The organism is Pseudoduganella flava (assembly GCF_007830495.1).
GTDB classification, from domain to species: domain Bacteria; phylum Pseudomonadota; class Gammaproteobacteria; order Burkholderiales; family Burkholderiaceae_D; genus Rugamonas; species Rugamonas flava.
The window spans coordinates 335,293-356,356 of record NZ_VLKW01000007.1; the positions used below are offsets into that span (position 1 = coordinate 335,293).

The 21,064-nt window shown below is 61.2% G+C and carries 34 protein-coding genes; 2 read left to right on the top strand and 32 right to left on the bottom strand.

Annotation, left to right across the window (positions count from 1 at the left end; genetic code table 11):
• Positions 1 to 79 precede the first annotated feature (79 nt).
• Together IP92_RS19345 and IP92_RS19350 are read right to left on the bottom strand one after the other, a co-directional pair.
• The gene (locus tag IP92_RS19345) at positions 80 to 1,435 is read right to left on the bottom strand and encodes an ATP-binding protein (RefSeq protein WP_229418861.1); all 1,356 of its coding nucleotides are present in this window, start codon (positions 1,433 to 1,435) and stop codon (positions 80 to 82) included.
• A 17-nt stretch (positions 1,436 to 1,452) separates the two neighbouring features.
• The gene (locus IP92_RS19350; RefSeq protein WP_145878048.1) at positions 1,453 to 2,178 is read right to left on the bottom strand and encodes a response regulator; all 726 of its coding nucleotides are present in this window, start codon (positions 2,176 to 2,178) and stop codon (positions 1,453 to 1,455) included.
• 192 nt (positions 2,179 to 2,370) lie between these two features.
• Here IP92_RS19350 and IP92_RS19355 point away from each other — a divergent pair, with 192 nt between their 5' ends.
• Positions 2,371 to 2,832: a Spy/CpxP family protein refolding chaperone gene (locus IP92_RS19355; RefSeq protein ID WP_145878050.1), complete on the top strand. Its 462-nt coding sequence runs from the start codon at positions 2,371 to 2,373 to the stop codon at positions 2,830 to 2,832.
• A 103-nt stretch (positions 2,833 to 2,935) separates the two neighbouring features.
• On the opposite strand, the gene dsbD is transcribed toward IP92_RS19355, so the two are convergent.
• The 30 genes from dsbD to IP92_RS19505 all read right to left on the bottom strand — a co-directional run bounded on the left by dsbD (position 2,936) and on the right by IP92_RS19505 (position 20,429).
• The gene (gene dsbD / locus IP92_RS19360; RefSeq protein WP_145878052.1) at positions 2,936 to 4,711 is read right to left on the bottom strand and encodes a protein-disulfide reductase DsbD; all 1,776 of its coding nucleotides are present in this window, start codon (positions 4,709 to 4,711) and stop codon (positions 2,936 to 2,938) included.
• A 90-nt stretch (positions 4,712 to 4,801) separates the two neighbouring features.
• Positions 4,802 to 5,200 (bottom strand): 50S ribosomal protein L17, encoded by a 399-nt coding sequence (gene rplQ / locus IP92_RS19365; protein ID WP_145878054.1) that lies wholly within the window; start codon positions 5,198 to 5,200, stop codon positions 4,802 to 4,804.
• Positions 5,201 to 5,320: 120 nt separating this feature from the next.
• Positions 5,321 to 6,298 carry a DNA-directed RNA polymerase subunit alpha gene (locus IP92_RS19370; protein WP_145878057.1) on the bottom strand — a complete coding sequence of 326 codons (978 nt, stop codon included), beginning with the start codon at positions 6,296 to 6,298 and terminating at the stop codon, positions 5,321 to 5,323.
• Positions 6,299 to 6,416: 118 nt separating this feature from the next.
• Positions 6,417 to 7,040: a 30S ribosomal protein S4 gene (gene rpsD / locus IP92_RS19375; protein ID WP_145878059.1), complete on the bottom strand. Its 624-nt coding sequence runs from the start codon at positions 7,038 to 7,040 to the stop codon at positions 6,417 to 6,419.
• A gap of 345 nt (positions 7,041 to 7,385) precedes the next feature.
• On the bottom strand, positions 7,386 to 7,790 hold the full coding sequence (gene rpsK / locus IP92_RS19380; protein WP_028101645.1) for a 30S ribosomal protein S11: 405 nt from the start codon (positions 7,788 to 7,790) through the stop codon (positions 7,386 to 7,388).
• Positions 7,791 to 7,804: 14 nt separating this feature from the next.
• The gene (gene rpsM / locus IP92_RS19385) at positions 7,805 to 8,170 is read right to left on the bottom strand and encodes a 30S ribosomal protein S13 (protein ID WP_130186538.1); all 366 of its coding nucleotides are present in this window, start codon (positions 8,168 to 8,170) and stop codon (positions 7,805 to 7,807) included.
• Positions 8,171 to 8,184: 14 nt separating this feature from the next.
• Positions 8,185 to 8,298 (bottom strand): 50S ribosomal protein L36, encoded by a 114-nt coding sequence (rpmJ, locus tag IP92_RS19390; RefSeq protein WP_005663407.1) that lies wholly within the window; start codon positions 8,296 to 8,298, stop codon positions 8,185 to 8,187.
• A gap of 31 nt (positions 8,299 to 8,329) precedes the next feature.
• Positions 8,330 to 8,548, bottom strand: coding sequence for a translation initiation factor IF-1 (gene infA / locus IP92_RS19395; protein ID WP_005663428.1), 219 nt, complete (start codon positions 8,546 to 8,548; stop codon positions 8,330 to 8,332).
• A gap of 14 nt (positions 8,549 to 8,562) precedes the next feature.
• Positions 8,563 to 9,897 (bottom strand): preprotein translocase subunit SecY, encoded by a 1,335-nt coding sequence (secY, locus tag IP92_RS19400; RefSeq protein WP_145878061.1) that lies wholly within the window; start codon positions 9,895 to 9,897, stop codon positions 8,563 to 8,565.
• Positions 9,898 to 9,924: 27 nt separating this feature from the next.
• Positions 9,925 to 10,356, bottom strand: a complete 432-nt coding sequence (gene rplO, locus IP92_RS19405) for a 50S ribosomal protein L15 (protein ID WP_137315744.1) — start codon at positions 10,354 to 10,356, stop codon at positions 9,925 to 9,927.
• Between the two features lie 19 nt (positions 10,357 to 10,375).
• A complete protein-coding gene (rpmD, locus tag IP92_RS19410) occupies positions 10,376 to 10,552 on the bottom strand; it encodes a 50S ribosomal protein L30 (protein WP_028833787.1) in 177 nt (58 codons plus the stop codon).
• An 11-nt stretch (positions 10,553 to 10,563) separates the two neighbouring features.
• Positions 10,564 to 11,082, bottom strand: a complete 519-nt coding sequence (gene rpsE / locus IP92_RS19415) for a 30S ribosomal protein S5 (protein ID WP_145878064.1) — start codon at positions 11,080 to 11,082, stop codon at positions 10,564 to 10,566.
• Between the two features lie 10 nt (positions 11,083 to 11,092).
• Positions 11,093 to 11,455 (bottom strand): 50S ribosomal protein L18, encoded by a 363-nt coding sequence (rplR, locus tag IP92_RS19420; protein ID WP_145878066.1) that lies wholly within the window; start codon positions 11,453 to 11,455, stop codon positions 11,093 to 11,095.
• A 13-nt stretch (positions 11,456 to 11,468) separates the two neighbouring features.
• Positions 11,469 to 12,002 carry a 50S ribosomal protein L6 gene (gene rplF, locus IP92_RS19425; protein WP_145878068.1) on the bottom strand — a complete coding sequence of 178 codons (534 nt, stop codon included), beginning with the start codon at positions 12,000 to 12,002 and terminating at the stop codon, positions 11,469 to 11,471.
• Between the two features lie 10 nt (positions 12,003 to 12,012).
• Positions 12,013 to 12,408 (bottom strand): 30S ribosomal protein S8, encoded by a 396-nt coding sequence (gene rpsH / locus IP92_RS19430; RefSeq protein WP_145878070.1) that lies wholly within the window; start codon positions 12,406 to 12,408, stop codon positions 12,013 to 12,015.
• Positions 12,409 to 12,422: 14 nt separating this feature from the next.
• Positions 12,423 to 12,728 carry a 30S ribosomal protein S14 gene (rpsN, locus tag IP92_RS19435; protein WP_145878073.1) on the bottom strand — a complete coding sequence of 102 codons (306 nt, stop codon included), beginning with the start codon at positions 12,726 to 12,728 and terminating at the stop codon, positions 12,423 to 12,425.
• Positions 12,729 to 12,734: 6 nt separating this feature from the next.
• Entirely contained in the window at positions 12,735 to 13,274 is a 540-nt protein-coding gene (rplE, locus tag IP92_RS19440; protein WP_145878076.1) for a 50S ribosomal protein L5, read from the bottom strand.
• Positions 13,275 to 13,280: 6 nt separating this feature from the next.
• Positions 13,281 to 13,595 (bottom strand): 50S ribosomal protein L24, encoded by a 315-nt coding sequence (gene rplX, locus IP92_RS19445; RefSeq protein ID WP_145878079.1) that lies wholly within the window; start codon positions 13,593 to 13,595, stop codon positions 13,281 to 13,283.
• 9 nt (positions 13,596 to 13,604) lie between these two features.
• A complete protein-coding gene (gene rplN / locus IP92_RS19450; protein WP_107144090.1) occupies positions 13,605 to 13,973 on the bottom strand; it encodes a 50S ribosomal protein L14 in 369 nt (122 codons plus the stop codon).
• A gap of 261 nt (positions 13,974 to 14,234) precedes the next feature.
• The gene (gene rpsQ, locus IP92_RS19455) at positions 14,235 to 14,507 is read right to left on the bottom strand and encodes a 30S ribosomal protein S17 (RefSeq protein ID WP_145878081.1); all 273 of its coding nucleotides are present in this window, start codon (positions 14,505 to 14,507) and stop codon (positions 14,235 to 14,237) included.
• Positions 14,504 to 14,695: a 50S ribosomal protein L29 gene (gene rpmC, locus IP92_RS19460; protein ID WP_145878083.1), complete on the bottom strand. Its 192-nt coding sequence runs from the start codon at positions 14,693 to 14,695 to the stop codon at positions 14,504 to 14,506. The genes rpsQ and rpmC overlap by 4 nt, the downstream gene beginning before the upstream one ends.
• A 12-nt stretch (positions 14,696 to 14,707) precedes the next feature.
• On the bottom strand, positions 14,708 to 15,127 hold the full coding sequence (gene rplP, locus IP92_RS19465; RefSeq protein ID WP_145878086.1) for a 50S ribosomal protein L16: 420 nt from the start codon (positions 15,125 to 15,127) through the stop codon (positions 14,708 to 14,710).
• A gap of 14 nt (positions 15,128 to 15,141) precedes the next feature.
• The gene (gene rpsC, locus IP92_RS19470) at positions 15,142 to 15,927 is read right to left on the bottom strand and encodes a 30S ribosomal protein S3 (RefSeq protein WP_145878089.1); all 786 of its coding nucleotides are present in this window, start codon (positions 15,925 to 15,927) and stop codon (positions 15,142 to 15,144) included.
• Positions 15,928 to 15,936: 9 nt separating this feature from the next.
• Positions 15,937 to 16,269, bottom strand: a complete 333-nt coding sequence (gene rplV / locus IP92_RS19475) for a 50S ribosomal protein L22 (RefSeq protein WP_199271992.1) — start codon at positions 16,267 to 16,269, stop codon at positions 15,937 to 15,939.
• A complete protein-coding gene (gene rpsS / locus IP92_RS19480) occupies positions 16,266 to 16,541 on the bottom strand; it encodes a 30S ribosomal protein S19 (RefSeq protein ID WP_093556914.1) in 276 nt (91 codons plus the stop codon). The genes rplV and rpsS overlap by 4 nt, the downstream gene beginning before the upstream one ends.
• Before the next feature lie 9 nt (positions 16,542 to 16,550).
• Positions 16,551 to 17,378, bottom strand: coding sequence for a 50S ribosomal protein L2 (rplB, locus tag IP92_RS19485; RefSeq protein ID WP_145878094.1), 828 nt, complete (start codon positions 17,376 to 17,378; stop codon positions 16,551 to 16,553).
• On the bottom strand, positions 17,378 to 17,692 hold the full coding sequence (gene rplW, locus IP92_RS19490) for a 50S ribosomal protein L23 (protein WP_145878097.1): 315 nt from the start codon (positions 17,690 to 17,692) through the stop codon (positions 17,378 to 17,380). The genes rplB and rplW overlap by 1 nt, the downstream gene beginning before the upstream one ends.
• Positions 17,689 to 18,309, bottom strand: a complete 621-nt coding sequence (gene rplD, locus IP92_RS19495) for a 50S ribosomal protein L4 (RefSeq protein ID WP_145878099.1) — start codon at positions 18,307 to 18,309, stop codon at positions 17,689 to 17,691. Before rplD ends, rplW begins: the two co-directional genes overlap by 4 nt.
• Positions 18,310 to 18,312: 3 nt before the next feature.
• Positions 18,313 to 18,969 carry a 50S ribosomal protein L3 gene (rplC, locus tag IP92_RS19500; RefSeq protein ID WP_145878102.1) on the bottom strand — a complete coding sequence of 219 codons (657 nt, stop codon included), beginning with the start codon at positions 18,967 to 18,969 and terminating at the stop codon, positions 18,313 to 18,315.
• Between the two features lie 281 nt (positions 18,970 to 19,250).
• Positions 19,251 to 20,429 carry a serine hydrolase domain-containing protein gene (locus IP92_RS19505; protein ID WP_158206782.1) on the bottom strand — a complete coding sequence of 393 codons (1,179 nt, stop codon included), beginning with the start codon at positions 20,427 to 20,429 and terminating at the stop codon, positions 19,251 to 19,253.
• 85 nt (positions 20,430 to 20,514) lie between these two features.
• Between IP92_RS19505 and IP92_RS19510 the strand changes: the two genes are divergently transcribed.
• Positions 20,515 to 20,985 (top strand): DUF2269 family protein, encoded by a 471-nt coding sequence (locus IP92_RS19510; RefSeq protein WP_145878107.1) that lies wholly within the window; start codon positions 20,515 to 20,517, stop codon positions 20,983 to 20,985.
• The last annotated feature ends 79 nt before the right edge of the window (positions 20,986 to 21,064 follow it).

Below are 21,064 nucleotides of genomic sequence, written 5' to 3' on the forward strand. Positions count from 1 at the left end.
ATGATGTGTTCGCGGTGGCGGCGCGGTCTTGCCGTATGGCATTAACCGGTCATTGTCTCACCAGTTCGCTACCGATTGATTACTTCCCTGCATAAAATTCCGGCAGTGTCAGCACCGCCTCCAATCCGCCGCCTTCTCCGTTGGCAAGAGACAACGTTGCGCCGTGCTGCTCGGCGATATTGCGGGCGATCGTCAGGCCCAGCCCCGTTCCGCCGGACGCGCGCGAGCGGGAGCTTTCCAGGCGATAGAAGGGTTCGAACACCCGCGCCAGCTGGTCCTGCGGGATGCCCGGCCCTTCATCGCGGATGCGGATACGGGCCGCACCCGCCAGGCGTTCCACCGTCACGTGGGCCTTCTGGCCATATTTGACGGCGTTGTCAATCAGGTTCACGAGGCAGCGCCGCACGTCCAGCGGCCGGCCCAGCAACGCCATGCCGGCGTGCCCCTTCAGCTCGACTGCCTGGCCCGCGTCGAGCGCATCGGCGCACACGCTGTCGAGCAGCGAATCCAGGTCCAGCTTCTGCATGGCGCCGTTCGTATCCATGCTGCGCGCCAGGTCGAGCCCCTCGCGGATCATCTGCTGCATCGCGGACAGGTCGCCGATCAGCTTCTGTTGCAGATCCTGGTCCCCCACCTTCTCCAGCCGCAGGCGCATTCGCGTCAGCGGCGTCTGCAGGTCATGCGTGATCGCCGCCAGCATCTCCGTGCGCTGCGCGATGTACTGCCGGATGCGGGCCTGCATCGCGTTGAACGCGGCGCTGGCCTGGCGGATCTCGGCGGCGCCCGTCAGCTCGAGCGGCGGCTTGTTGATGTCGTTGCCCAGGTCCTTCGCGGCCTGCGCCAGGTGCTTCAGCGGCTGCACCGTCATCCGCGTGATCAGGTAAGCCAGCACGGCCACGCACAACAGGAAAGGCACGAAGACAGCGTACTCGTTGTGGCCGGTGGGCGGCGCGCCCCGCGGCGGCAGGATCGACAGCTTCAGCACTTGCCCATCCGTCATCACGATCTTCACGGACTCGCAGGTGCCGCGCCACTGGCCAGGGCCGAACACCGTCAAGGTGCGCGGCGGTCGCACGCAGGGCGGCGGGCGCTCCGCCATCGGGATCACCTGGAAGTCGCGCGGCAGGCGCTGCCCCAGCGCGATCGAGAATTCCGTGGGCGGGTGGACGGTCAGGTCGTTGTCGGTGGCGATTTCCAGCTTCACGCCGCTCTTGCTGGCCACGGCCAGGTATTGTGCGCGCGATTCGGGGCGGACGACGTCCGCCGTCTCGATGATCTGCTCGGCCCGCTCCAGTGCATGGAAGTTGCGGTAACGCTCCAGCGTGCGCTGGCGTTCGTTGACGGCCAGCCATTGGGTCAACGCCGCCGAGGCGATGATGCCGACCATCAGGGCGAGGAACACCCGCCCCGTCATCGAATTGACGAACGCCTTCAGCGTGCCCATCGCCACGGTCAGGTGCGCGGCTCGACCGCGACGGTGCCCGCCAGCACATAGCCGCCGTTGCGCACCGTCTTGATGATCTGCGGCACCCGCGCGTCCTCACCCAGCTTCTGCCGCAGGCGGCTGATCTGGATGTCGATCGAGCGGTCGAACGGATCGGCGTCGCGGCCTTGCGTCAGGTTCAGCAGCTGGTCGCGGTTCAGCACCCGGTTGGGGTGCTCGAGGAAGACTTTCAACAAGCGGAATTCGGCGCCCGACAACATGATCACGACGCCATCCGGATTGAGCAGGTGACGCGCCGTCAGGTCCAGCGTCCACCCGGAGAAGCGGATCTGCGTGGCCTTGTCGACGCCGCCGGACGGCATCGCATTGCTGCGGCGCAGGACGCTGCGGATCCGCGCCAGCAGCTCGCGCGGCTCGAACGGTTTCGGCAGGTAATCGTCCGCCCCCATTTCCAGGCCGAGGATGCGGTCCAGCGGCTCGCTGCGCGCCGTCAGCATGATGACGGGCAGGTTCGAGTGGGCGCGCAGCTTGCGGCACAACGTCAGGCCGTCCTCGCCGGGCAGGTTCAGGTCCAGCACGATCAGGTCCGGCTTCGTCTCGTCCAGCAGCTTCCACATGGCGGTGCCGTCCGCGGCCCCATGCGTGCGGTAGCCGTTGGACTCCAGGTAATCCGCCAGCAAGGTGCGGATATCGCGATCGTCGTCGACGATCAGAATGGTCGAGGTAGGCTCCATGCCTCAATTATCGCCAGTTCGGCAGGCGAAGACCAACGGCGCTTTGTATCGTCTTGTATATGATCTTTCCATAATGTACACGAAACAAACGGATACAAAAACGCGCCTCCAGGAAACGTCGGCGAAACACTGCGTTGAGAAGATGCAGATGTGCGGTGCACATTTAAAAGCCAACCCTGGAAGGATTTAGAAATGAATATTCTGCGTAAAAGCATTATCGCCGGTGTGACGGTTCTGAGCCTCGGCTCGGCGGCATTTGCCGCCCATGCGGAAGAAGCGCCGCCCAAACATCCCTATGCGGCAACGAAATTTGATCCAGCAAAACGTGCAGAGCGTTTCGAGCAACGCCAGCAAAAGCTGCACGACGCCCTGAAGCTGAATACCAGCCAGGAAGCTGCGTGGAAAACCTATATTGCCGCGATCGCACCGAAGCAACCGGCCGGCCATGCGGACCGGGTGGCGTTCAGGGAATTGCCGGCGCCACAGCGGATGGAAAAGTGGATCGAGTTGTCCAAAACCCGTCTGCAGCAACAGGAAACCCGGCTGTCCGCGTTGAAGACGTTCTATGCGACCTTGAGCCCGGCGCAGCAGAAAGTGTTTGACGAGCAGACCGCCGGCGGCCCCAATCACCGCGGCATGCATCGGCGCGGTTGAAGCCCTCCGCTTGTGCCAGATCAAGGCGTGTTCGCGCCAGATTCTGGCATGGAGGGAGTAAAAGAAGGGGCGCCTCTGCGGGCGCCCCTTGTTCTTCCGGCCGTTACGGCAGCTTGGAGAGCGACTGCAGGAACTTGCCGCTGTCCTGGAAACCGATCACCCGGCTGTCGGCAATCTCGTTGCCTTGGGCATCGAAGAATATGATGCCCGGCGGGCCGAATAACTTGAAGCGCTGCAGCAGCGCCTTGTCGTCCGTATTATTCGCGGTAACGTCGGCCTGGATCAGGATCGTGTTCGCCAGGCGTTGCTGCACGTTTTTGTCCGTAAAGGTCAGCTTTTCCATTTCCTTGCATGACACGCACCAGTCGGCATAAAAATCGAGCATCACGGTTTTACCGCCGGTATTCCCGAGAACATTATCCAATTCAGCGATATTACGGATGCGTTTGAATTCCAGGCCTTTTTCGACGCCGCCGCGCAAATGGGCCAGCGGTGCCAATGGATCGCGCGCGCCGGTCGCCACGCCGATCATTTGAATGATGCCGAAAGCAATGAACAGCACGGCGACGGTTTGCGCGATCCAGCCTTTATAGGTGCGCAGCAGATAAATGCCGTAGGCAATTCCCAACAACGTCCAGCCGGCCATCTGCACGACGGGCGGCAAGACGGGCGACACCAGCCACCACGCCATCGCGATCATCAGCACGCCGAAGAAGCGCTTGACGCCGTCCATCCACGCGCCGGCGCGGGGCAGCAATGCGCCGGCCGACACCCCGACGAGAATCAGCGGCAGGCTCATGCCGACCGCCATCGAGAACAGTGCGCTGCCGCCGACGACGACGTTGCGCGTCTGGCTGATGTAGACAAGCGCACCTGCCAGCGGCGCCGCCACGCACGGGCCGACGATCAACGCCGAGATCGCGCCCATCGCGAACACGCCAGCCAGCTTGCCGCCGGACTGCCGTCCCGACGCGGCCGCCAGCCGCGTCTGCAGCACGGCCGGCACCTGCAACTCGTAGACGCCGAACATCGACAATGCCAGCAGGACCATCAGCACGCCGAACGTTCCCAGCACCCAGGGGTTCTGGAGCTCGGCAGCCAGGCCGCGACCGGCGAGGCCAGCGGCCACGCCGAGCGCCGTGTAGACGAGCGCCATGCCCAGCGAGTAGCTGAGCGACAGCGCGAAGCCGCGGGCCCGCGTTGCCTTGTCGCCTTCGCCGGCGATGATCGACGACAGGATCGGCACCATCGGCAGCACGCACGGCGTGAACGCGAGGCCCAGCCCCAGCAGCACGAACAGCGGCACGATGACGGCCAGGCGGCCGTCGTGCAGCGCGCCTTCGATGCGGCCCATCTCGCTCTGCGGCGCGGCGGCCGCCGCCGGCACATCCGGTGGCAGATCGACCTGCGCGTCGCCGGCGCGGCTCATTGCCGGCAGGCTGAAGGGGGCGCCGCTGCCGCCAGTGGGAGACAGCCGCGCCGTCGCATCCTGCGGCGAGTAGCACAGGCCCTTGTCGGAACAGCCCTGCCCCGTCGCCGTCAGTGTGAACGCGGCGGCCGCTTCGACGGGAATGCGGATCGTCACGCTGTGGCGGTACGTCTCGACTTCCTTGTTGAACGTCTCGTCGAACTTCACTTTGCCCGGCGGGATCTGCGGCGCGCCCAGCTGCGCGCCGGCGGCGCGGAACGCGAAGCGCTCGCGGTACATGTAGTAGCCTTCGGCGATCTTCCACGTCGCCTCGATGGTCTTGCCGTCGACGACGCGGGCGGAGAACTGGAACGCGACTTGGGGATCGAGGAATTCCTCGTCGGCCCGGACGGGCGACAGCAGGAACAGGAACGCGGCAATCGCGGCAAACAGGCGCGGCAGGATGGACATACGGCTACTCGTGCAATGGAACTGCCTGATGGTACACCAGCGCAAAAGAAAAAGCCGGGCAAGCCCGGCTTTTTCATCAGACAGCGAAGATTACTCTTCAGCGGTCGGTGCTGCTTCGACGTCGGTCGGTTCCGGACGGTCCACCAGCTCGACGTAAGCCATCGGTGCGTTGTCGCCGACGCGGAAGCCCATCTTCAGGATACGCAGGTAGCCGCCGTTGCGGTTTGCGTAACGCGGGCCCAGTTCAGCGAACAGCTTCAGGACGATTTCACGATCGCGCAGGCGGGAGAATGCCAGACGCTTGTTGGCCAGCGAATCGGTCTTGCCCAGGGTCAGGATCGGCTCGACAACGCGGCGCAGTTCTTTTGCCTTCGGCAGCGTGGTCTTGATCGCTTCGTGGCGCAGCAGCGAAACGGTCATGTTGCGCAGCATTGCCAGACGGTGGGACGAGGTACGGTTCAGTTTACGGAGGCCGTGACGGTGACGCATGGTACTTCCTTTCGATAATGTTTAAATCCGAACTCTTCGATCGCCAGACGGGTGAACGTCAGGCGCGGGTCGGTTAGTAAGATAAAACGCCCGCGGCAACATGCCGCGGGCGGTACTGCATTACTTCTCGAGACCAGCCGGCGGCCAGTTTTCCAGCTTCATGCCCAGGGTCAGACCACGGGAAGCCAGGACTTCCTTGATCTCGTTCAGCGACTTGCGGCCCAGGTTCGGCGTCTTCAGCAGCTCGTTTTCCGAACGCTGGATCAGGTCGCCGATGTAGTAGATGTTCTCGGCCTTCAGGCAGTTCGCGGAACGGACCGTCAGTTCCAGGTCGTCCACCGGACGCAGCAGGATCGGATCGACAAGCGGAGCACGCGACGGTGCTTCGGCGGCGGCTTCCGTGCCTTCCAGCGCGGCGAACACGTTCAGCTGGTCAACCAGCACGCGGGCCGACTGGCGGATCGCTTCTTCCGGCGTGATCACGCCGTTCGTCTCGATGTTGATGATCAGCTTGTCCAGGTCGGTACGCTGTTCGACACGAGCCGATTCCACGGCGTACGACACGCGGCGCACTGGCGAGAACGATGCGTCCAGGATGATGCGGCCAATCGTCTTGTTCGTGTCTTCCGACAGGCGACGGACGTTACCCGGCACGTAGCCACGGCCTTTTTCGACCTTGATCTGCATGTCCAGCTTGCCGCCTGCGGTCAGGTGAGCAATCACGTGATCCGGGTTGATCAGTTCCACGTCGTGCGGCAGATCGATGTCCGATGCCAGCACGGCGCCTTCGCCTTCCTTCTTCAGGGTCAGCGTGACGGAATCGCGGTTGTGGACCTTGAAGACCACGCCCTTCAGGTTCAGCAGCAGGTCAACCACGTCTTCCTGCACACCGTCCAGCGACGAGTACTCGTGCACGACACCGGCGATGGTGACTTCGGTCGGCGCGTAGCCGATCATCGACGACAGCAGCACGCGACGCAGGGCATTGCCCAGCGTGTGGCCGTAGCCACGCTCGAACGGCTCCATCACGACTTTTGCGTGACCGGCGCCCAGCGTTTCGACGTCGATGATACGTGGTTTCAACAAACTGTTTTGCATTGTTAAATGTCCTTTTCATTACCCTCGGCTCGTTACACCGATAAGGCTGATGGCATTAGTGAAAATGCCCACTGCTAGGAGTGGGCTTGGTACAACTGGACTACAGCGTCAACAACGATTAACGCGAATACAGTTCGACGATCAGCGATTCGTTGACGTCGGCGGCGATTTCGCTACGCTCCGGCAGCGACTTGAAGGTGCCTTCCATTTTCTTGGAATCGACGGACACCCATGCCGGCATGCCGACTTGTTCAGCCAGCGACAGCGCTTCGACGATACGGGTCTGCTTCTTGGCCTTTTCGCGCACGGCGATCACGTCGCCGACCTTGATGACGTACGACGGGATGTTCACGACGTTGCCGTTCACGGTGAACGCTTTGTGCGACACCAGCTGACGCGCTTCAGCGCGGGTCGAGCCGAAGCCCATGCGGTAAGCAACGTTGTCCAGGCGGGTTTCCAGCAGGGACAGCAGCGTTTCGCCGGTGTTGCCTTTGCGGCGGTCGGCTTCGGCGAAGTAGCGGCGGAACTGACGCTCCAGGATGCCGTACATACGCTTGACCTTCTGCTTTTCGCGCAGCTGGTTGCCGTAGTCGGAGGTGCGGGCACCCGACTTGACGCCGTGCTGGCCAGGCTTGATGTCCAGCTTGCACTTGGAGTCCAGCGAGCGGCGTGCGCTCTTCAGGAACAGGTCGGTGCCTTCACGGCGGGAGAGTTTTGCTTTCGGTCCGATATAACGTGCCACGGTGGTTTCCTTAAATAATAAAAATGACGCCCCAGCGCCGCATCGGATGCGGCCAGGCGCTAGTCTGGTGTGTGCCAGACGGTGGCTCAACAAGCCTGACCAAAAAAATGGACAGGCGAAAATAGCCGGACAGTATAACCGTTTCCGATCAACTGTTCCAGCGATTTTTGCTACGAGCGACGGTGGCCGGCCGTGCAGCGCACGGGCCGGCCATTGTCGAATTTCCGCGGGATTCCTCGAAGGAGCTTCCCAGGCGGGAATCAGATACGACGAATCGATCGGCCTGACGGCAACCAGTCCATATGGACCGGATCCGCGCAGAATCGCTCCGTTGCCGTACCCGAATTAGATACGACGGCGCTTCGGCGGACGGCAGCCGTTGTGCGGCACTGGCGTCACGTCCTGGATCTCGGTGATCTTGATACCCAGGTTGTTCAGCGCGCGAACAGCGGATTCGCGACCCGGGCCCGGGCCCTTGATGCGCACTTCCAGGTTCTTCACGCCGCATTCCTGAGCAACTTTACCAGCCGCTTCGGCAGCAACCTGCGCTGCGAACGGGGTCGACTTACGGGAGCCCTTGAAGCCGGCGCCACCGGAAGTTGCCCACGACAGAGCGTTGCCCTGACGGTCGGTGATCGTGATGATCGTGTTGTTGAAGGAAGCGTGAACGTGAGCGATACCTTCAGCGACGTTCTTTTTGACCTTCTTACGAACGCGCGCTGCTGCTGCGCTGCTTTGTTGCTTAGCCATAGTGGTTCCCTAGATTATTTCTTCAGCGATTGAGCGGCTTTGCGCGGACCTTTGCGGGTACGTGCATTGGTACGGGTGCGCTGGCCGCGGACCGGCAGGCCCTTGCGGTGACGCATGCCGCGGTAGCAACCCAGGTCCATCAGACGCTTGATGTTCATCGACAGTTCACGGCGCAGATCGCCTTCAACAACGAACTTGCCGATCTCATCACGCAGCTTTTCCAGCTCGCTGTCGTCCAGGTCCTTGATCTTCTTGTTGGTCGCCACACCCGTCTGTGCGCAGATGAACTGCGCGCGCGGACGGCCGATACCGTAAATTGCCGTCAGGCCGATCACGGTGTGCTGATGATTTGGGATGTTAACCCCTGCAATACGTGCCATTCGTTATTCCTCGATTAACCTTGACGCTGTTTGTGACGCGGTTCGACGCAGATAACACGAACGACGCCCTTGCGCTTGATGATCTTGCAGTTGCGGCAGATCCGCTTGACTGAAGCGTTAACTTTCATTTTGCACTCTCTTTGGATTCGATTTTTACAATTACTTGGTCCGGAACACGATACGGGCCCGGGAGAGGTCGTACGGCGTCAACTCCACCGTGACCTTGTCGCCGGGGAGAATGCGGATATAGTTCATCCGCATTTTACCCGAAATGTGGCCAAGAACCACGTGGCCGTTTTCCAGCTTTACTCGAAATGTTGCATTCGGCAGATTCTCCAGAATCTCGCCCTGCATCTGTATAACGTCGTCTTTTGCCATGGTGACCTTGTCGCTTAACGGGTCGGAATACCGCCCTTGAAGTTCGCCTTGCGCAGCAGCGATTCATATTGCTGCGACATCACGTAGTTCTGGACCTGGGCCATGAAGTCCATGGTCACCACTACGATAATCAGCAGGGAGGTGCCGCCGAAGACGAACGACACTTTCCACTGGGCTTGCATAAACTCCGGCAACAGGCATACCAGGGTGATATAGACGGCGCCTGCCAGGGTCAATCGGGTCAGGATCTTGTCGATGTAGCGGGCAGTCTGCTCACCGGGACGAATCCCTGGCACAAAGGCCCCGCTCTTCTTCAAGTTGTCCGCGGTCTCCTTGCTGTTGAACACCAGTGCGGTGTAGAAGAAGCAGAAGAACACGATTGCCACGGCATACAGCAATGCATGGATAGGCTCGCCTGGGCTCAGCGATGCAGCCAGATCTTTCAAGAAGCGGACGACAGGGTTGCTGTTGTCCGCACCACGCGAGAACCAGTCCACGATGGTGGCCGGGAACAAGATAATCGACGATGCGAAGATCGGCGGAATCACGCCTGCCATGTTCAGCTTCAGCGGCAGGTGGCTGGTTTGCCCACCGTAGATCTTGTTACCGACCTGACGTTTGGCATAGTTCACCAGAATCTTGCGCTGGCCACGTTCCACGAACACCACGGCATAGGTCACGGCTGCGACCAGTACCACGATGATGATGGCGGAAATCGCGCTGATCGCACCGGTCGACACCTGGGTAAACAAGCCACCCAGGGCGTTCGGCAGACCGGCGGCGATACCGGCGAAGATGATGATCGAGATGCCGTTACCGAGACCACGCTCGGTAATCTGCTCGCCCAACCACATCACGAACATGGTGCCGGTCAGCAGCGTCACGACGGAGGTGAAGCGGAAGGCCATACCCGGATCGAGCACCAGGCCCGGCTGGGCTTCCAGTGCGATCGAGATGCCGAATGCCTGGAACAAGGCCAGGAAAACGGTGGCGTAACGGGTGTACTGGGTGATCTTGCGACGACCCGACTCCCCTTCCTTCTTCAGCGCTTCCATCTGCGGCGACACGATCGACACCAACTGCATGATGATCGAGGCCGAGATGTAGGGCGTAATGCCCAACGCAAACACCGTGAAGCGCGACAGGGCGCCGCCGGAGAACATGTTGAACATGCCCAGCAGGCCACCCTCCTGCGACTTGAACAGTGCGGCCAGCTGTACCGGGTCGACTCCCGGCACCGGGATATGAGCCCCGATGCGGTAGACTACCAGAGCGCCCAGCAAAAACCACAGACGGTTCCAGGGGAAACCGGCTGCGGCACTTTTAGCAAGCTGCGGATTAGTCGCCAATTTTCGCTCCGTTCAAGCTTAAGCGTCTCAGGCTACCGAGCCGCCAGCCGCTTCGATGGCCGCTTTCGCGCCGGCGGTCACCTTCAGGCCCTTGATGGACACTGCCTTGGTGATTTCGCCGGAAGCGATCACGCGCACGTCGCGTGCCAGCACGTTCAGCACGCCGGCCTGCTTCAGCACCAGCAGGTCCACTTCGGACACTGCCAGGGCGTTCAGGTCGGACAGGCGAACTTCAGCCTTGAAGGTTGCGTTCAGCGATTTGAAGCCACGCTTCGGCAGACGGCGCTGCAGAGGCATCTGACCGCCTTCGAAGCCGACTTTGTGGAAGCCGCCCGAACGCGATTTCTGACCCTTGTGACCACGGCCGGCAGTCTTGCCCAGGCCGGAGCCGATACCGCGGCCAACGCGACGCTTGGCGTGTTTCGCGCCTTCGGCTGGTTGAATGGTATTCAATTCCATTGTTTTCTCCAGATCGTGCTTACGACACGACTTTGACGAGGTAGGCGACCTTGTTGATCATGCCGCGTACCGATGGCGTGTCCTGCAGCTCGGAAACCGAGTTGACACGGCGCAGGCCCAGGCCACGCACGGTGGCGCGGTGGTCCTGGCGGGTGCCGATCAGGCCCTTGACCAGTTTGACTTTGATAGTGCTCATGCGGTTTCTCCTTAGCCCAGGATCTCTTCCACCGACTTGCCGCGCTTAGCGGCGATCTCGGCAGGAGTGCTCATTTTCGACAGGCCGTCCAGGGTGGCGCGCACCAGGTTGTACGGGTTCGAGGAACCGGTGGATTTCGCCACCACGTCCGTCACGCCCATCACTTCGAAGATCGCGCGCATTGCACCACCGGCGATGACGCCGGTACCAGGCTTGGCTGGGGACATCATGACGCGCGACGCGCCGTGACGGCCAACCACGCTGTGCTGCAGCGTACCGTTCTTCAGAGGCACCTTGATCAGGTTGCGACGTGCTTCTTCCATTGCTTTCTGCACACCGACCGGCACTTCCTTCGACTTGCCCTTGCCCATGCCGATGCGGCCATCGCCGTCACCAACCACGGTCAGCGCCGCGAAGCCCATGATGCGACCACCCTTGACCACTTTGGTCACGCGGTTGATCGCGATCATTTTTTCGCGCATGCCGTCATCCGGCTTGTCGCTCTGCATTTTTGCTTGCATTTTTGCCATGATCGTACCCTTAGAACTTCAGACCGGCTTCACGCGCGGCATCTGCCAGCGCCTTCACACGGCCGTGGTAACGGAAACCGGAGCGGTCGAACGCTACTTCGGTGATACCTGCCTTGATTGCCTTTTCGGCGACGCGCTTGCCAACCAGAGCGGCAGCGGCGACGTTGCCGCCCTTGCCCGACTTGCCGGCCAGTTCGGCGCGCACTTCTGCTTCCACGGTCGACGCCGAAACCAGAACCTTAGCGTCCGGGCTGATCAGGTTCGCGTAAATGTGCAGGTTGGTGCGGTGGACCGACAGGCGGTTCACTTTCAGTTGCGCGATCTTGATGCGGGTTTGACGTCCGCGGCGCAGACGAGATTGCTTTTTATCCATCGTCAGCCCCTAATTACTTCTTCTTGGTTTCTTTGATCTTAACCACTTCGTCCACATAGCGGACGCCCTTGCCCTTATACGGCTCAGGGGAGCGGTAAGCACGAACTTCAGCGGCAACCTGGCCAACCTTCTGGCGATCGATACCCTTGATCACCACTTCGGTCGGGGTCGGCGTTGCCACGGTCACGCCTTGCGGCATCGCATGGACGACCGGGTGGGAGAAGCCCAGCGACAGGTTCAGCTTGTCGCCCTGTGCTTGTGCCTTGTAACCCACGCCCACCAGCGACAGCTTCTTCTCGAAGCCCTTGGTGACGCCGTTGACCATGTTGTTGACCAGCGCGCGCAGCGTGCCGGACATCGCGTTGGCTTCGCGGCTGTCGTTGGCCACGTCGAACGTCAGCGTGCCGTTGTTGTTTTCCACTTTGACCAGGCCGTTCAGGCTCTGGGTCAGGGTGCCCAGCGGGCCCTTGACGGTGATCGCTTGTGCGGAGATGGCGACTTCGGCGCCAGCCGGCACGGCGATCGGCATTTTAGCTACTCGAGACATGTGTTACTCCTTAAGCCACGAAGCAGATGACTTCGCCACCAACACCGGTAGCGCGCGCTTTGCGGTCGGTCATGACGCCTTGCGGAGTCGACACGATGGCCACGCCCAGACCGTTCATGACGGTTGGAATCTCATCCTTGCCTTTGTAGACGCGCAGGCCCGGACGGGACACGCGCTCGAGGCGCTCGATGACCGGACGGCCGGTGTAGTACTTCAGGCCGATTTGCAGTTCCGACTTGCCTTCATTCGTGGTCACAGCGAAATCTTCGATGTAACCCTCGTCCTTCAGGACGTTGGCGATAGCGACTTTGACTTTGGACGACGGCATTGCAACGGAGGTCTTCTTGACGCCCTGGGCGTTGCGAATGCGGGTCAGCATATCGGCGATAGGATCGCTCATACTCATTGCTTGTTCTCCTATTACCAGCTGGCTTTGGTCATACCCGGGATCTCGCCGCGCATGGCGAATTCACGGAGCTTGATACGGGCCAGACCGAATTTACGGAAGGTGCCACGTGGACGGCCGGTGATGGCGCAGCGGTTACGCTGGCGCGTCGGCGCGGAGTTACGCGGCAGGGCCTGCAGTTTCAGGCGTGCTTCGTAACGCTCTTCTTCCGACTTGGACTGGTCATCGATGATGGCCTTCAGAGCTGCGCGCTTGGCGGCATACTTCTCCACCAGGTCAGCACGCTTCTGTTCACGGTTAATCAGTGCGAGTTTTGCCATGATCGTTTAGTTCCTGAACGGGAATTTGAATGCGGCGAGCAGAGCTTTCGCTTCGTCGTCGGTCTTGGCGGTCGTGGTGATCGAGATGTTCATGCCACGCAGCGCGTCGATCTTGTCGTACTCGATTTCCGGGAAGATGATCTGCTCTTTGACGCCGATGTTGTAGTTGCCGCGGCCATCGAACGAACGGCCGGACACGCCACGGAAGTCGCGCACGCGCGGCAGGGCCACGGTGATCAGGCGATCCAGGAATTCATACATGCGGGCGCCACGCAGGGTCACCATCGTACCGATCGGGTAGCCTTCGCGGATCTTGAAACCTGCGATAGCTTTGCGAGCCTTCGTCACGACCGGCTTCTGGCCGGCGATCTTCGTCAGGTCGCCAACGGCGTGCTCGATCACTTTCTTGTCCGCCACGGCTTCGGAGAGACCCATGTTCAGGGTGATCTTCGTCAGGCGCGGCACTTCCATCACCGATTTGTAACCGAATTTCTCGGTCAGCTCGGAGACGACCTTGTCTTTGTACAGTTGTTGCAGACGGGCCATTTCTGATTACCCTTTCACTACTTCGCCGTTCGACTTGAAGACGCGGACTTTTTTACCGTCCACGAGCTTGAAGCCAACGCGATCTGCCTTGCCGGTCGCGGCGTTGAACAGCGCAACGTTCGACACATGAATAGGCATGGTCTTGTCGACGATGCCACCAGTAACGCCAGTCATCGGGTTCGGCTTGACGGCCTTCTTGGCCACGTTCACGCCTTCCACCACGACATGCTCAGCGTCGACGCGCTGGGTCACTACGCCGCGCTTGCCCTTGTCCTTACCGGTCAGGACGACGACTTCGTCGTTTTTACGAATCTTATCCATTGCGACTCCTTACAGGACTTCCGGTGCCAGGGACACGATCTTCATGAACTTCTCGGTGCGCAGTTCGCGCGTCACCGGGCCAAAGATACGGGTACCGATCGGTTCCAGCTTGGAGTTCAGCAGAACGGCGGCGTTGCCGTCGAACTTCACCAGGGAACCGTCCTGGCGACGCACACCCTTAGCGGTGCGCACAACCACGGCGTTATAAATTTCACCTTTTTTGACGCGGCCGCGAGGCTGCGCCACTTTAACCGTGACCTTGATCACGTCGCCGATGCCAGCGTAACGGCGCTTGGAACCGCCCAACACCTTGATGCACATGACTTCTTTCGCACCGGTGTTGTCGGCTACCTCGAGCCGGCTTTCAGTTTGAATCATAGTATTCTCTTTCCCAACTTAAGCCGAAGAATCCACACAATGCGGACCTCTCGGTCAGTCTTGGTCCCGCCAGAGATGCTGCTGCATCACTGTTTGGGTGCTTGACCTTCATACAGTACTGACCGCGAAACCGCGTCTGCGGAGAGACACTTAGCGGCGGATACATGAACGAAGCCCGCAAGTATTACATACAACCTGCGGGCCTGCAAGAACTAATTGGAAAACGGACCGGGACGCAACGGTCCCGGTCCGGTCTTCTTCTTAGACGATTTGTGCAGCTTGCACTACACGGGTCACCGTCCACGCCTTCGTCTTGGAGATCGGGCGGCCTTCCTGGATTTCCACCGTGTCACCGGTTTTGGCCTGGTTGGCTTCGTCGTGCGCGTGGTACTTGTTGCTGCGCACGATGATCTTGCCGTACAGAGGGTGCTTGACGTGACGCTCGATCAGCACGGTAACGGTCTTGTCCATCTTGTCGGACACCACTTTACCGATCAGCGTGCGCTTCAGCGACTGTTTCACTGGTTCGTTCATTTGGCTTCCTTCGTGTTCATTACCGTTTTGACGCGTGCGATGTCGCGGCGAACCTTCTTCAGCTGCGAGTTGTTCGACAGCTGCTGCGTCGCGGCTTGCATACGCAGGCCGAACTGTGCCTTCAGCAGGTCGTTCAGCTCTTTCTGCAGACCTGCCTGGTCTTTGCCGCGGAGTTCAGATGCTTTCATATTTCACTCCAATTATTGGCCGACCTGGCGCACCACGAAGGTGGTAGCCAGCGGCAGTTTGGCAGCAGCCAGGCGGAACGCTTCGCGTGCCAGTTCTTCAGCCACGCCGTCCATTTCGTACAGCACTTTACCCGGCTGGATTTCAGCCACGTAGTACTCCGGGTTACCCTTACCGTTACCCATACGGACTTCAGCCGGCTTGTTCGAAATCGGCTTGTCCGGGAAGACACGGATCCAGATACGGCCGCCACGCTTGATGTGACGGGTCATGGCACGACGAGCAGCCTCGATCTGGCGCGCGGTGATACGACCGCGAGCCACGGCTTTCAGACCGAATTCGCCGAACGACACGGCCGTGCCGCGCGTGTGCGAAATGCCGGTGTTACGGCCTTTCTGCTCTTTACGATATTTCCTGCGAGATGGTTGCAGCATGCTTGTTCTCCTGCTTATTCAGCTGCAGCCGGCTTCGCAGCGCGGCGACCGGCTGGTGCGTTTGCGGGTTTGGCACCCGGACGGCCACGGCCTGCCGGCTTGCCGTCGTCGCGGCGCGGACCACGGGGCTTCTTCTCGTCAGCCGGGGTGTCGATGACAGGCGCTTCGCCGGTAGCGGAGCGGTCACCCTTGTACACCCACACCTTGACGCCGATGATGCCGTAGGTGGTCGACGCTTCGGACGTGCCGTAGTCGATGTCTGCCTTCAGGGTATGCAGAGGCACGCGGCCTTCGCGATACCATTCGGTACGAGCGATCTCGATGCCGTTCAGACGGCCGGACGACATGATCTTGATGCCGACGGCGCCCAGGCGCATCGCGTTCTGCATCGCGCGCTTCATGGCACGGCGGAACATGATCCGCTTTTCCAGCTGTTGAGCGATCGAATCGGCGATCAGCTGCGAGTCGATTTCCGGCTTGCGGATTTCCTCGATATTGACGTGCACCGGCACGCCCATGATCTTGGTCAGCTCGGACTTCAGCACTTCGATGTCTTCGCCCTTCTTGCCGATCACAACGCCCGGACGGGAGCTGTACACGGTGAAGCGCGCGTTCTTGGCCGGACGCTCGATGACGATGCGGCCGACGGAAGCGTTCTTCAGCTTCTTCTTCAGGTACGTACGTGCCTTCAGATCTTCGTTCAGCATCTGAGCGAAGTTACCGTTGGTCGCGTACCAGCGGGAAGCCCAGTTACGGGTAACGGCCAGACGGAAGCCGGTTGGATGAATTTTCTGTCCCATCTTGGCTCCTTAGTTTCCGACCGTCAGGTAGACGTGGCAGGACTGCTTCGAGATACGGTCGCCACGGCCCTTTGCACGCGCGGTGAAGCGCTTCAGGATCGGGCCCTTTTCGACGTAGATCGTTTTCACGAACAGTTCGTCGATGTCGGCACCATCGTTGTGCTCGGCGTTCGCAATAGCGGACTCCAGCACTTTCTTGATGATGGCGGCGCCTTTTTTCGGGCTGAACTGCAGGATGTTCAGCGCGGCGTCAACCTTCTTGCCGCGGATCAGATCGGCAACCAGACGGCCTTTCTGATCCGACAGGCGCACGCCTTTGAGGATAGCTTTGGTTTCCATTATTTCTTCGCCTTCTTGTCAGCAGCGTGACCCTTGAACGTACGGGTCAGCGCGAACTCGCCGAGCTTGTGACCAACCATGTTCTCGGAGACGTACACGGGCACGTGCACTTTGCCGTTGTGCACAGCAATCGTCAGGCCGATGAAATCGGGCATGATCGTCGAACGGCGGGACCAGGTTTTGATTGGCTTCTTGTCTTTCGTCGCTTGCGCGGCTTCGACTTTCTTCACCAGGTGGGCGTCGCAGAACGGCCCTTTTTTCAATGAACGAGTCATGATTTATCCTTATTTCTTGCCGCGGCGCGAGACGATCATCGAAGAAGTGCGCTTGTTCGAACGCGTCTTCTTGCCCTTGGTCTGCTGGCCCCATGGCGACACTGGATGACGACCAGCTGCGGTACGGCCTTCACCACCACCGTGCGGGTGGTCGATCGGGTTCATCACGACACCGCGGACGGTCGGACGCACACCGCGCCAACGCATCGCACCGGCTTTACCGATCTTGCGCAGGTTGTGTTCGCCGTTGCCCACTTCACCGACCGTGGCGCGGCACTCGATGTGCACGCGACGCACTTCGCCGGAGCGCAGACGCACCTGAGCGTAGGTACCTTCGCGAGCCATCAGCACGACGCCGGCACCGGCGGTACGTGCCATCTGCGCGCCTTTACCCGGCAGCATTTCGACGCAGTGCATCGTCGTGCCCACAGGGATATTGCGGATCGGCAGCGTGTTACCGGCCTTGATCGGCGCTTCGGAACCGTTCATCAGCGTGTCGCCGACAGCCATGCCCTTGGAGGCGATGACGTAGGCGCGCTCGCCGTCGGCGTAGCAGATCAGGGCGATGTGCGCGGTGCGGTTCGGATCGTATTCGATGCGTTCCACTTTCGCAGGGATGCCGTCCTTGTTGCGCTTGAAGTCGACGACGCGGTAGTGCTGCTTGTGACCACCACCGATATGACGGGTGGTGATGTGGCCGTTGTTGTTACGGCCGGCGGTCTTCGATTTTTTCTCGACCAGGGCTGCGAACGGACGGCCTTTGTACAGGTCGGCGTTCACGACCTTCACCATGCCGCGACGGCCTGGCGAGGTTGGCTTCATCTTAACGAGTGCCATTATTTAGCCTCCTCGGCGAAATTGATTTCCTGGCCAGGCTTCAGGCACACAAACGCGCGCTTGGTGTGGTTGCGACGACCGACGAAACGGCCCGAACGCTTCACTTTACCTTCGCGGTTCACGGTTTGTACCGATTCCACTTCGACCTTGAACAGCAGTTCAACGGCGGCCTTGATTTCCGGCTTGGTCGCATCCGGCGCTACGCGGAACACGATCTGTTCGTTCTTTTCCGCCAGCATGGTAGCTTTCTCGGAAATGACCGGCGCCACCAGCACCTTCATCAGGCGCTCTTCGCTAAATTTGACGGCGCTCATGCCAGCAACTCCTCAATCTTGGCCAGTGCCGCTTTGGTAACCAGGACCTTCTTGTAGAAGACCAGCGACATTGGATCTGCGTGACGCGGCTCCACGACCAGCACGTTCGGCAGGTTGCGGGAAGCCAGCAGCAGGTTTTCTTCGATGTTGTCGGTGACGATCAGGACCGAATCCAGACCCATGCCGGTCAGCTTTTGCGACAGCAGCTTGGTCTTCGGAGCTTCGATCGACAGATCTTCGATCACGACCAGGCGCTCTTCGCGAGCCAGCTGGGACAGGATCGAGCACAGACCCGCGCGGTACATCTTCTTGTTCACTTTGTGGGTGAAGTTCTCGTCAGGCGAGTTCGGGAAGATGCGGCCGCCGCCACGCCACAGCGGGGACGACGACATACCAGCACGAGCACGGCCGGTGCCCTTCTGGCGCCACGGCTTCTTGGTCGTGTGGTGGACTTCTTCGCGGTCTTTCTGCTTGCGGTTGCCGGAACGGGCATTGGCAGCATAGGCGACGACGATCTGGTGGATCAGCGCTTCGTTGTAATCACGGCCGAAAACGGTGTCGGCGGCAGCGACGTTGGACGCGGCTTGACCTTGCGCATTCAAGAGCTTGAGTTCCATCGATTAAGCTCCCTTCTTAGCTTTGACTTTAACGGCTGGCGATACAACAACCTGGCCGTTTTTCGCGCCGGGTACTGCACCTTTCACCAGCAGCAGCTGGCGTTCAGCGTCGATACGAGCGATTTCCAGGTTCTGGGTCGTCACGGTGACGTCACCCAGGTGACCGGTCATGCGCTTGCCCGGGAACACGCGGCCCGGATCCTGCGCCATACCGATGGAGCCTGGTACATTGTGCGAACGGGAGTTACCGTGGGTAGCACGGCCGGATGCGAAGTTGTAACGCTTGATCGTACCGGCATAACCTTTACCGATCGAGACGCCCTGCACGTCGATCTTCTGACCGACTTCGAACAGCGAAACGGCGACTGCATCGCCAGCTTTCAGTTCGGCTGCCTTTGCGGCGTCGACACGGAATTCCTTCAGGAAGGAACCGGCTTCGATACCAGCTTTGGCGTAGTGACCCGCAGCGGCTTTGTTCACGCGGGATGCGCGACGTTGACCGAATGCGACCTGAACAGCGGAATAACCATCCACGTCAGGAGTTTTGATTTGCGCAACACGGTTGTTCGATACGTCCAGCACGGTCACAGGGATCGAATCCCCGTCGTCCGTGAAGATGCGCATCATGCCAACCTTGCGACCGAGGAGGCCAAGGCTCATTTTTTCTCCATTCCCACCTACGATTGGGCGGGGCTAAGTTTAACTACAGGCAGTGAATTGACTTCACTACTGGAAATGGTACGGACGAAAAAAGACAAATCCATACCGAAGCCGGCTAGTGTACTTTGCTTTCCCTCTTGACGCAACAACTAAGTACGAGGTATGTCACTTGCTGTTGCATAAAGATTGAGCCGCCGGCCGGGCCCGGCCGGAAACACGTGGAAGCGGCCGTGCGCGCGGCATGGCGCCGCGCAATTGCCCAGTGGGGAGTCTGTGACGGGCTACCTGGCCAGCGCCTGGTAGACGAGGTTGTGGAAGTCGGTGCCGGCGGCCGGCGCGGCCGCCGACGGCACGTGCTGCACCATCATCAGGAGCACCATCCGTTCGCGCGGATCGACCGCGAACTCGGCGGACAGGCCGCCGGCCCAGCCGAAGGTGCCCGCGCTGCCCAGCCGGGCACGGCGCGCCACGTCCAGCAATACCGCGCCGCCCAGGCCGTATCCTTCCGCATGGCGGCCGTCCCACGTGGGGTCCGGCAGCAGCGACAGGTGGTTCTGCATCATCAGCTCGATGCTCTTGCGGCCCAGCACGCGCACACCGTCCAGCGCGCCGCCGTTCAGCAGCATCTGCGCGAAGCGGGCGAAATCCTCCGCCGTCGAATACAGCCCGTCCGCGCCGCTCAGGTAAGGATGGCGGCGCTGGCCCGGCGCCGCGTCCGTCTCGACGGGCGGCGCCAGCTTGCCGTGCTCGTCGGTGGTGGCCACGTCGACGATCCGGTGGCGCTGCGCGGGCGGCACGACGAACGCCGTGTCGCGCATCCCCAGCGGCAGGAACAGCCGCTTGTGCAGAAACGCATCGAAGCGCAAGCCCGACACCACCTCGGCGACGCGGCCGGCCACGGCTGCGCAGATGCCGTCGTCGGCGAAACGCGTGCCGGGTTCAAAGGCGAGCGGGACCGTGGCCAGCCGCCGCGTGAATTCGGCCAGGTCCGGCGCATCCATCACCTGCGCCGCGGCCAGCCGCGCCGGCGGCGCGAAGCCGGCCGTCTGCGCCAGCAACTGCCGGATCGTCAGGCGCGGCGCGGCGCCGGCGAATTCGGGGAGGTACCTGGCGACGGGATCGTCCAGGTCCAGCCTGCCCTCCTCCAGCAGCGTGAGCACGGCCGCCGCGGTGACAGCCCGTGTCAGCGTGTCGATGCGGAAGATGGCGTCGCGCGCCAGCGGAGACTGGCGGCCCAGGTCGCGGTGCCCCCAGGCGCGAAAGTCGACGATGCGGCCGTTGCGCATCACCAGCACGACGGCGCCCAGATATTCGCCGCGGGCGACGCTGGCGGCGAAATGATCGTCCAGCCGCCGCACGCGCTCACCCGCCAGTCCCTGGCTCTCCGGCGCAGCTTCCGGCAACGGCGCCGCGTGGGCACAGATCGATGCCAGCAGGACGGTACTGAGGAGTCGTTTCATAAACGGTAGATGACCAAGGCAGATGACAGTGGAGCAACGGCCCATTGTACCGTCCTACTCCGCCGCCGATGCGATAATCCGTCTCATGAACACCTATATGCTGCTGAAACTGCTGCACGTGCTCAGTTCGACGGTGCTGTTCGGCACCGGCATGGGCATCGCCTTCTTCAAGTGGATCACGGACCGCGCCGGCGACGTGCGGGCGATCCGCATCGTCACGGAACGGACCGTGCTGGCCGATTACGTGTTCACGACGCCGGCCGTCATCATCCAGCCGGTCACCGGGTTGGCGATGATCTGGCTGGCGGGCTACCCGCTGTCCTCGTCGTGGATCGTGTGGTCCGTCGCGCTGTACCTGCTGGCCGGCGTGTGCTGGCTGCCTGTCGTGTGGCTGCAGATCCGGATGCGCGACCTGGCGCGCGTGGCCGATGCGGCCGGCGCGCCGTTGCCGGCGTTGTACTGGCGTTACCAGCGGCTGTGGTTCGTGCTGGGGATACCCGCGTTTTCCGCGCTCGTCGTCATTTTCTGGCTGATGCTGAACAAGCCGGCCGGGTAGCAACATCGCTGCCGGCCCGGTGCGCGGCGCCGGGCAAAAAAAAAGACCAGGCCGAGGCCTGGTCTTGCCGGTCGCGTTA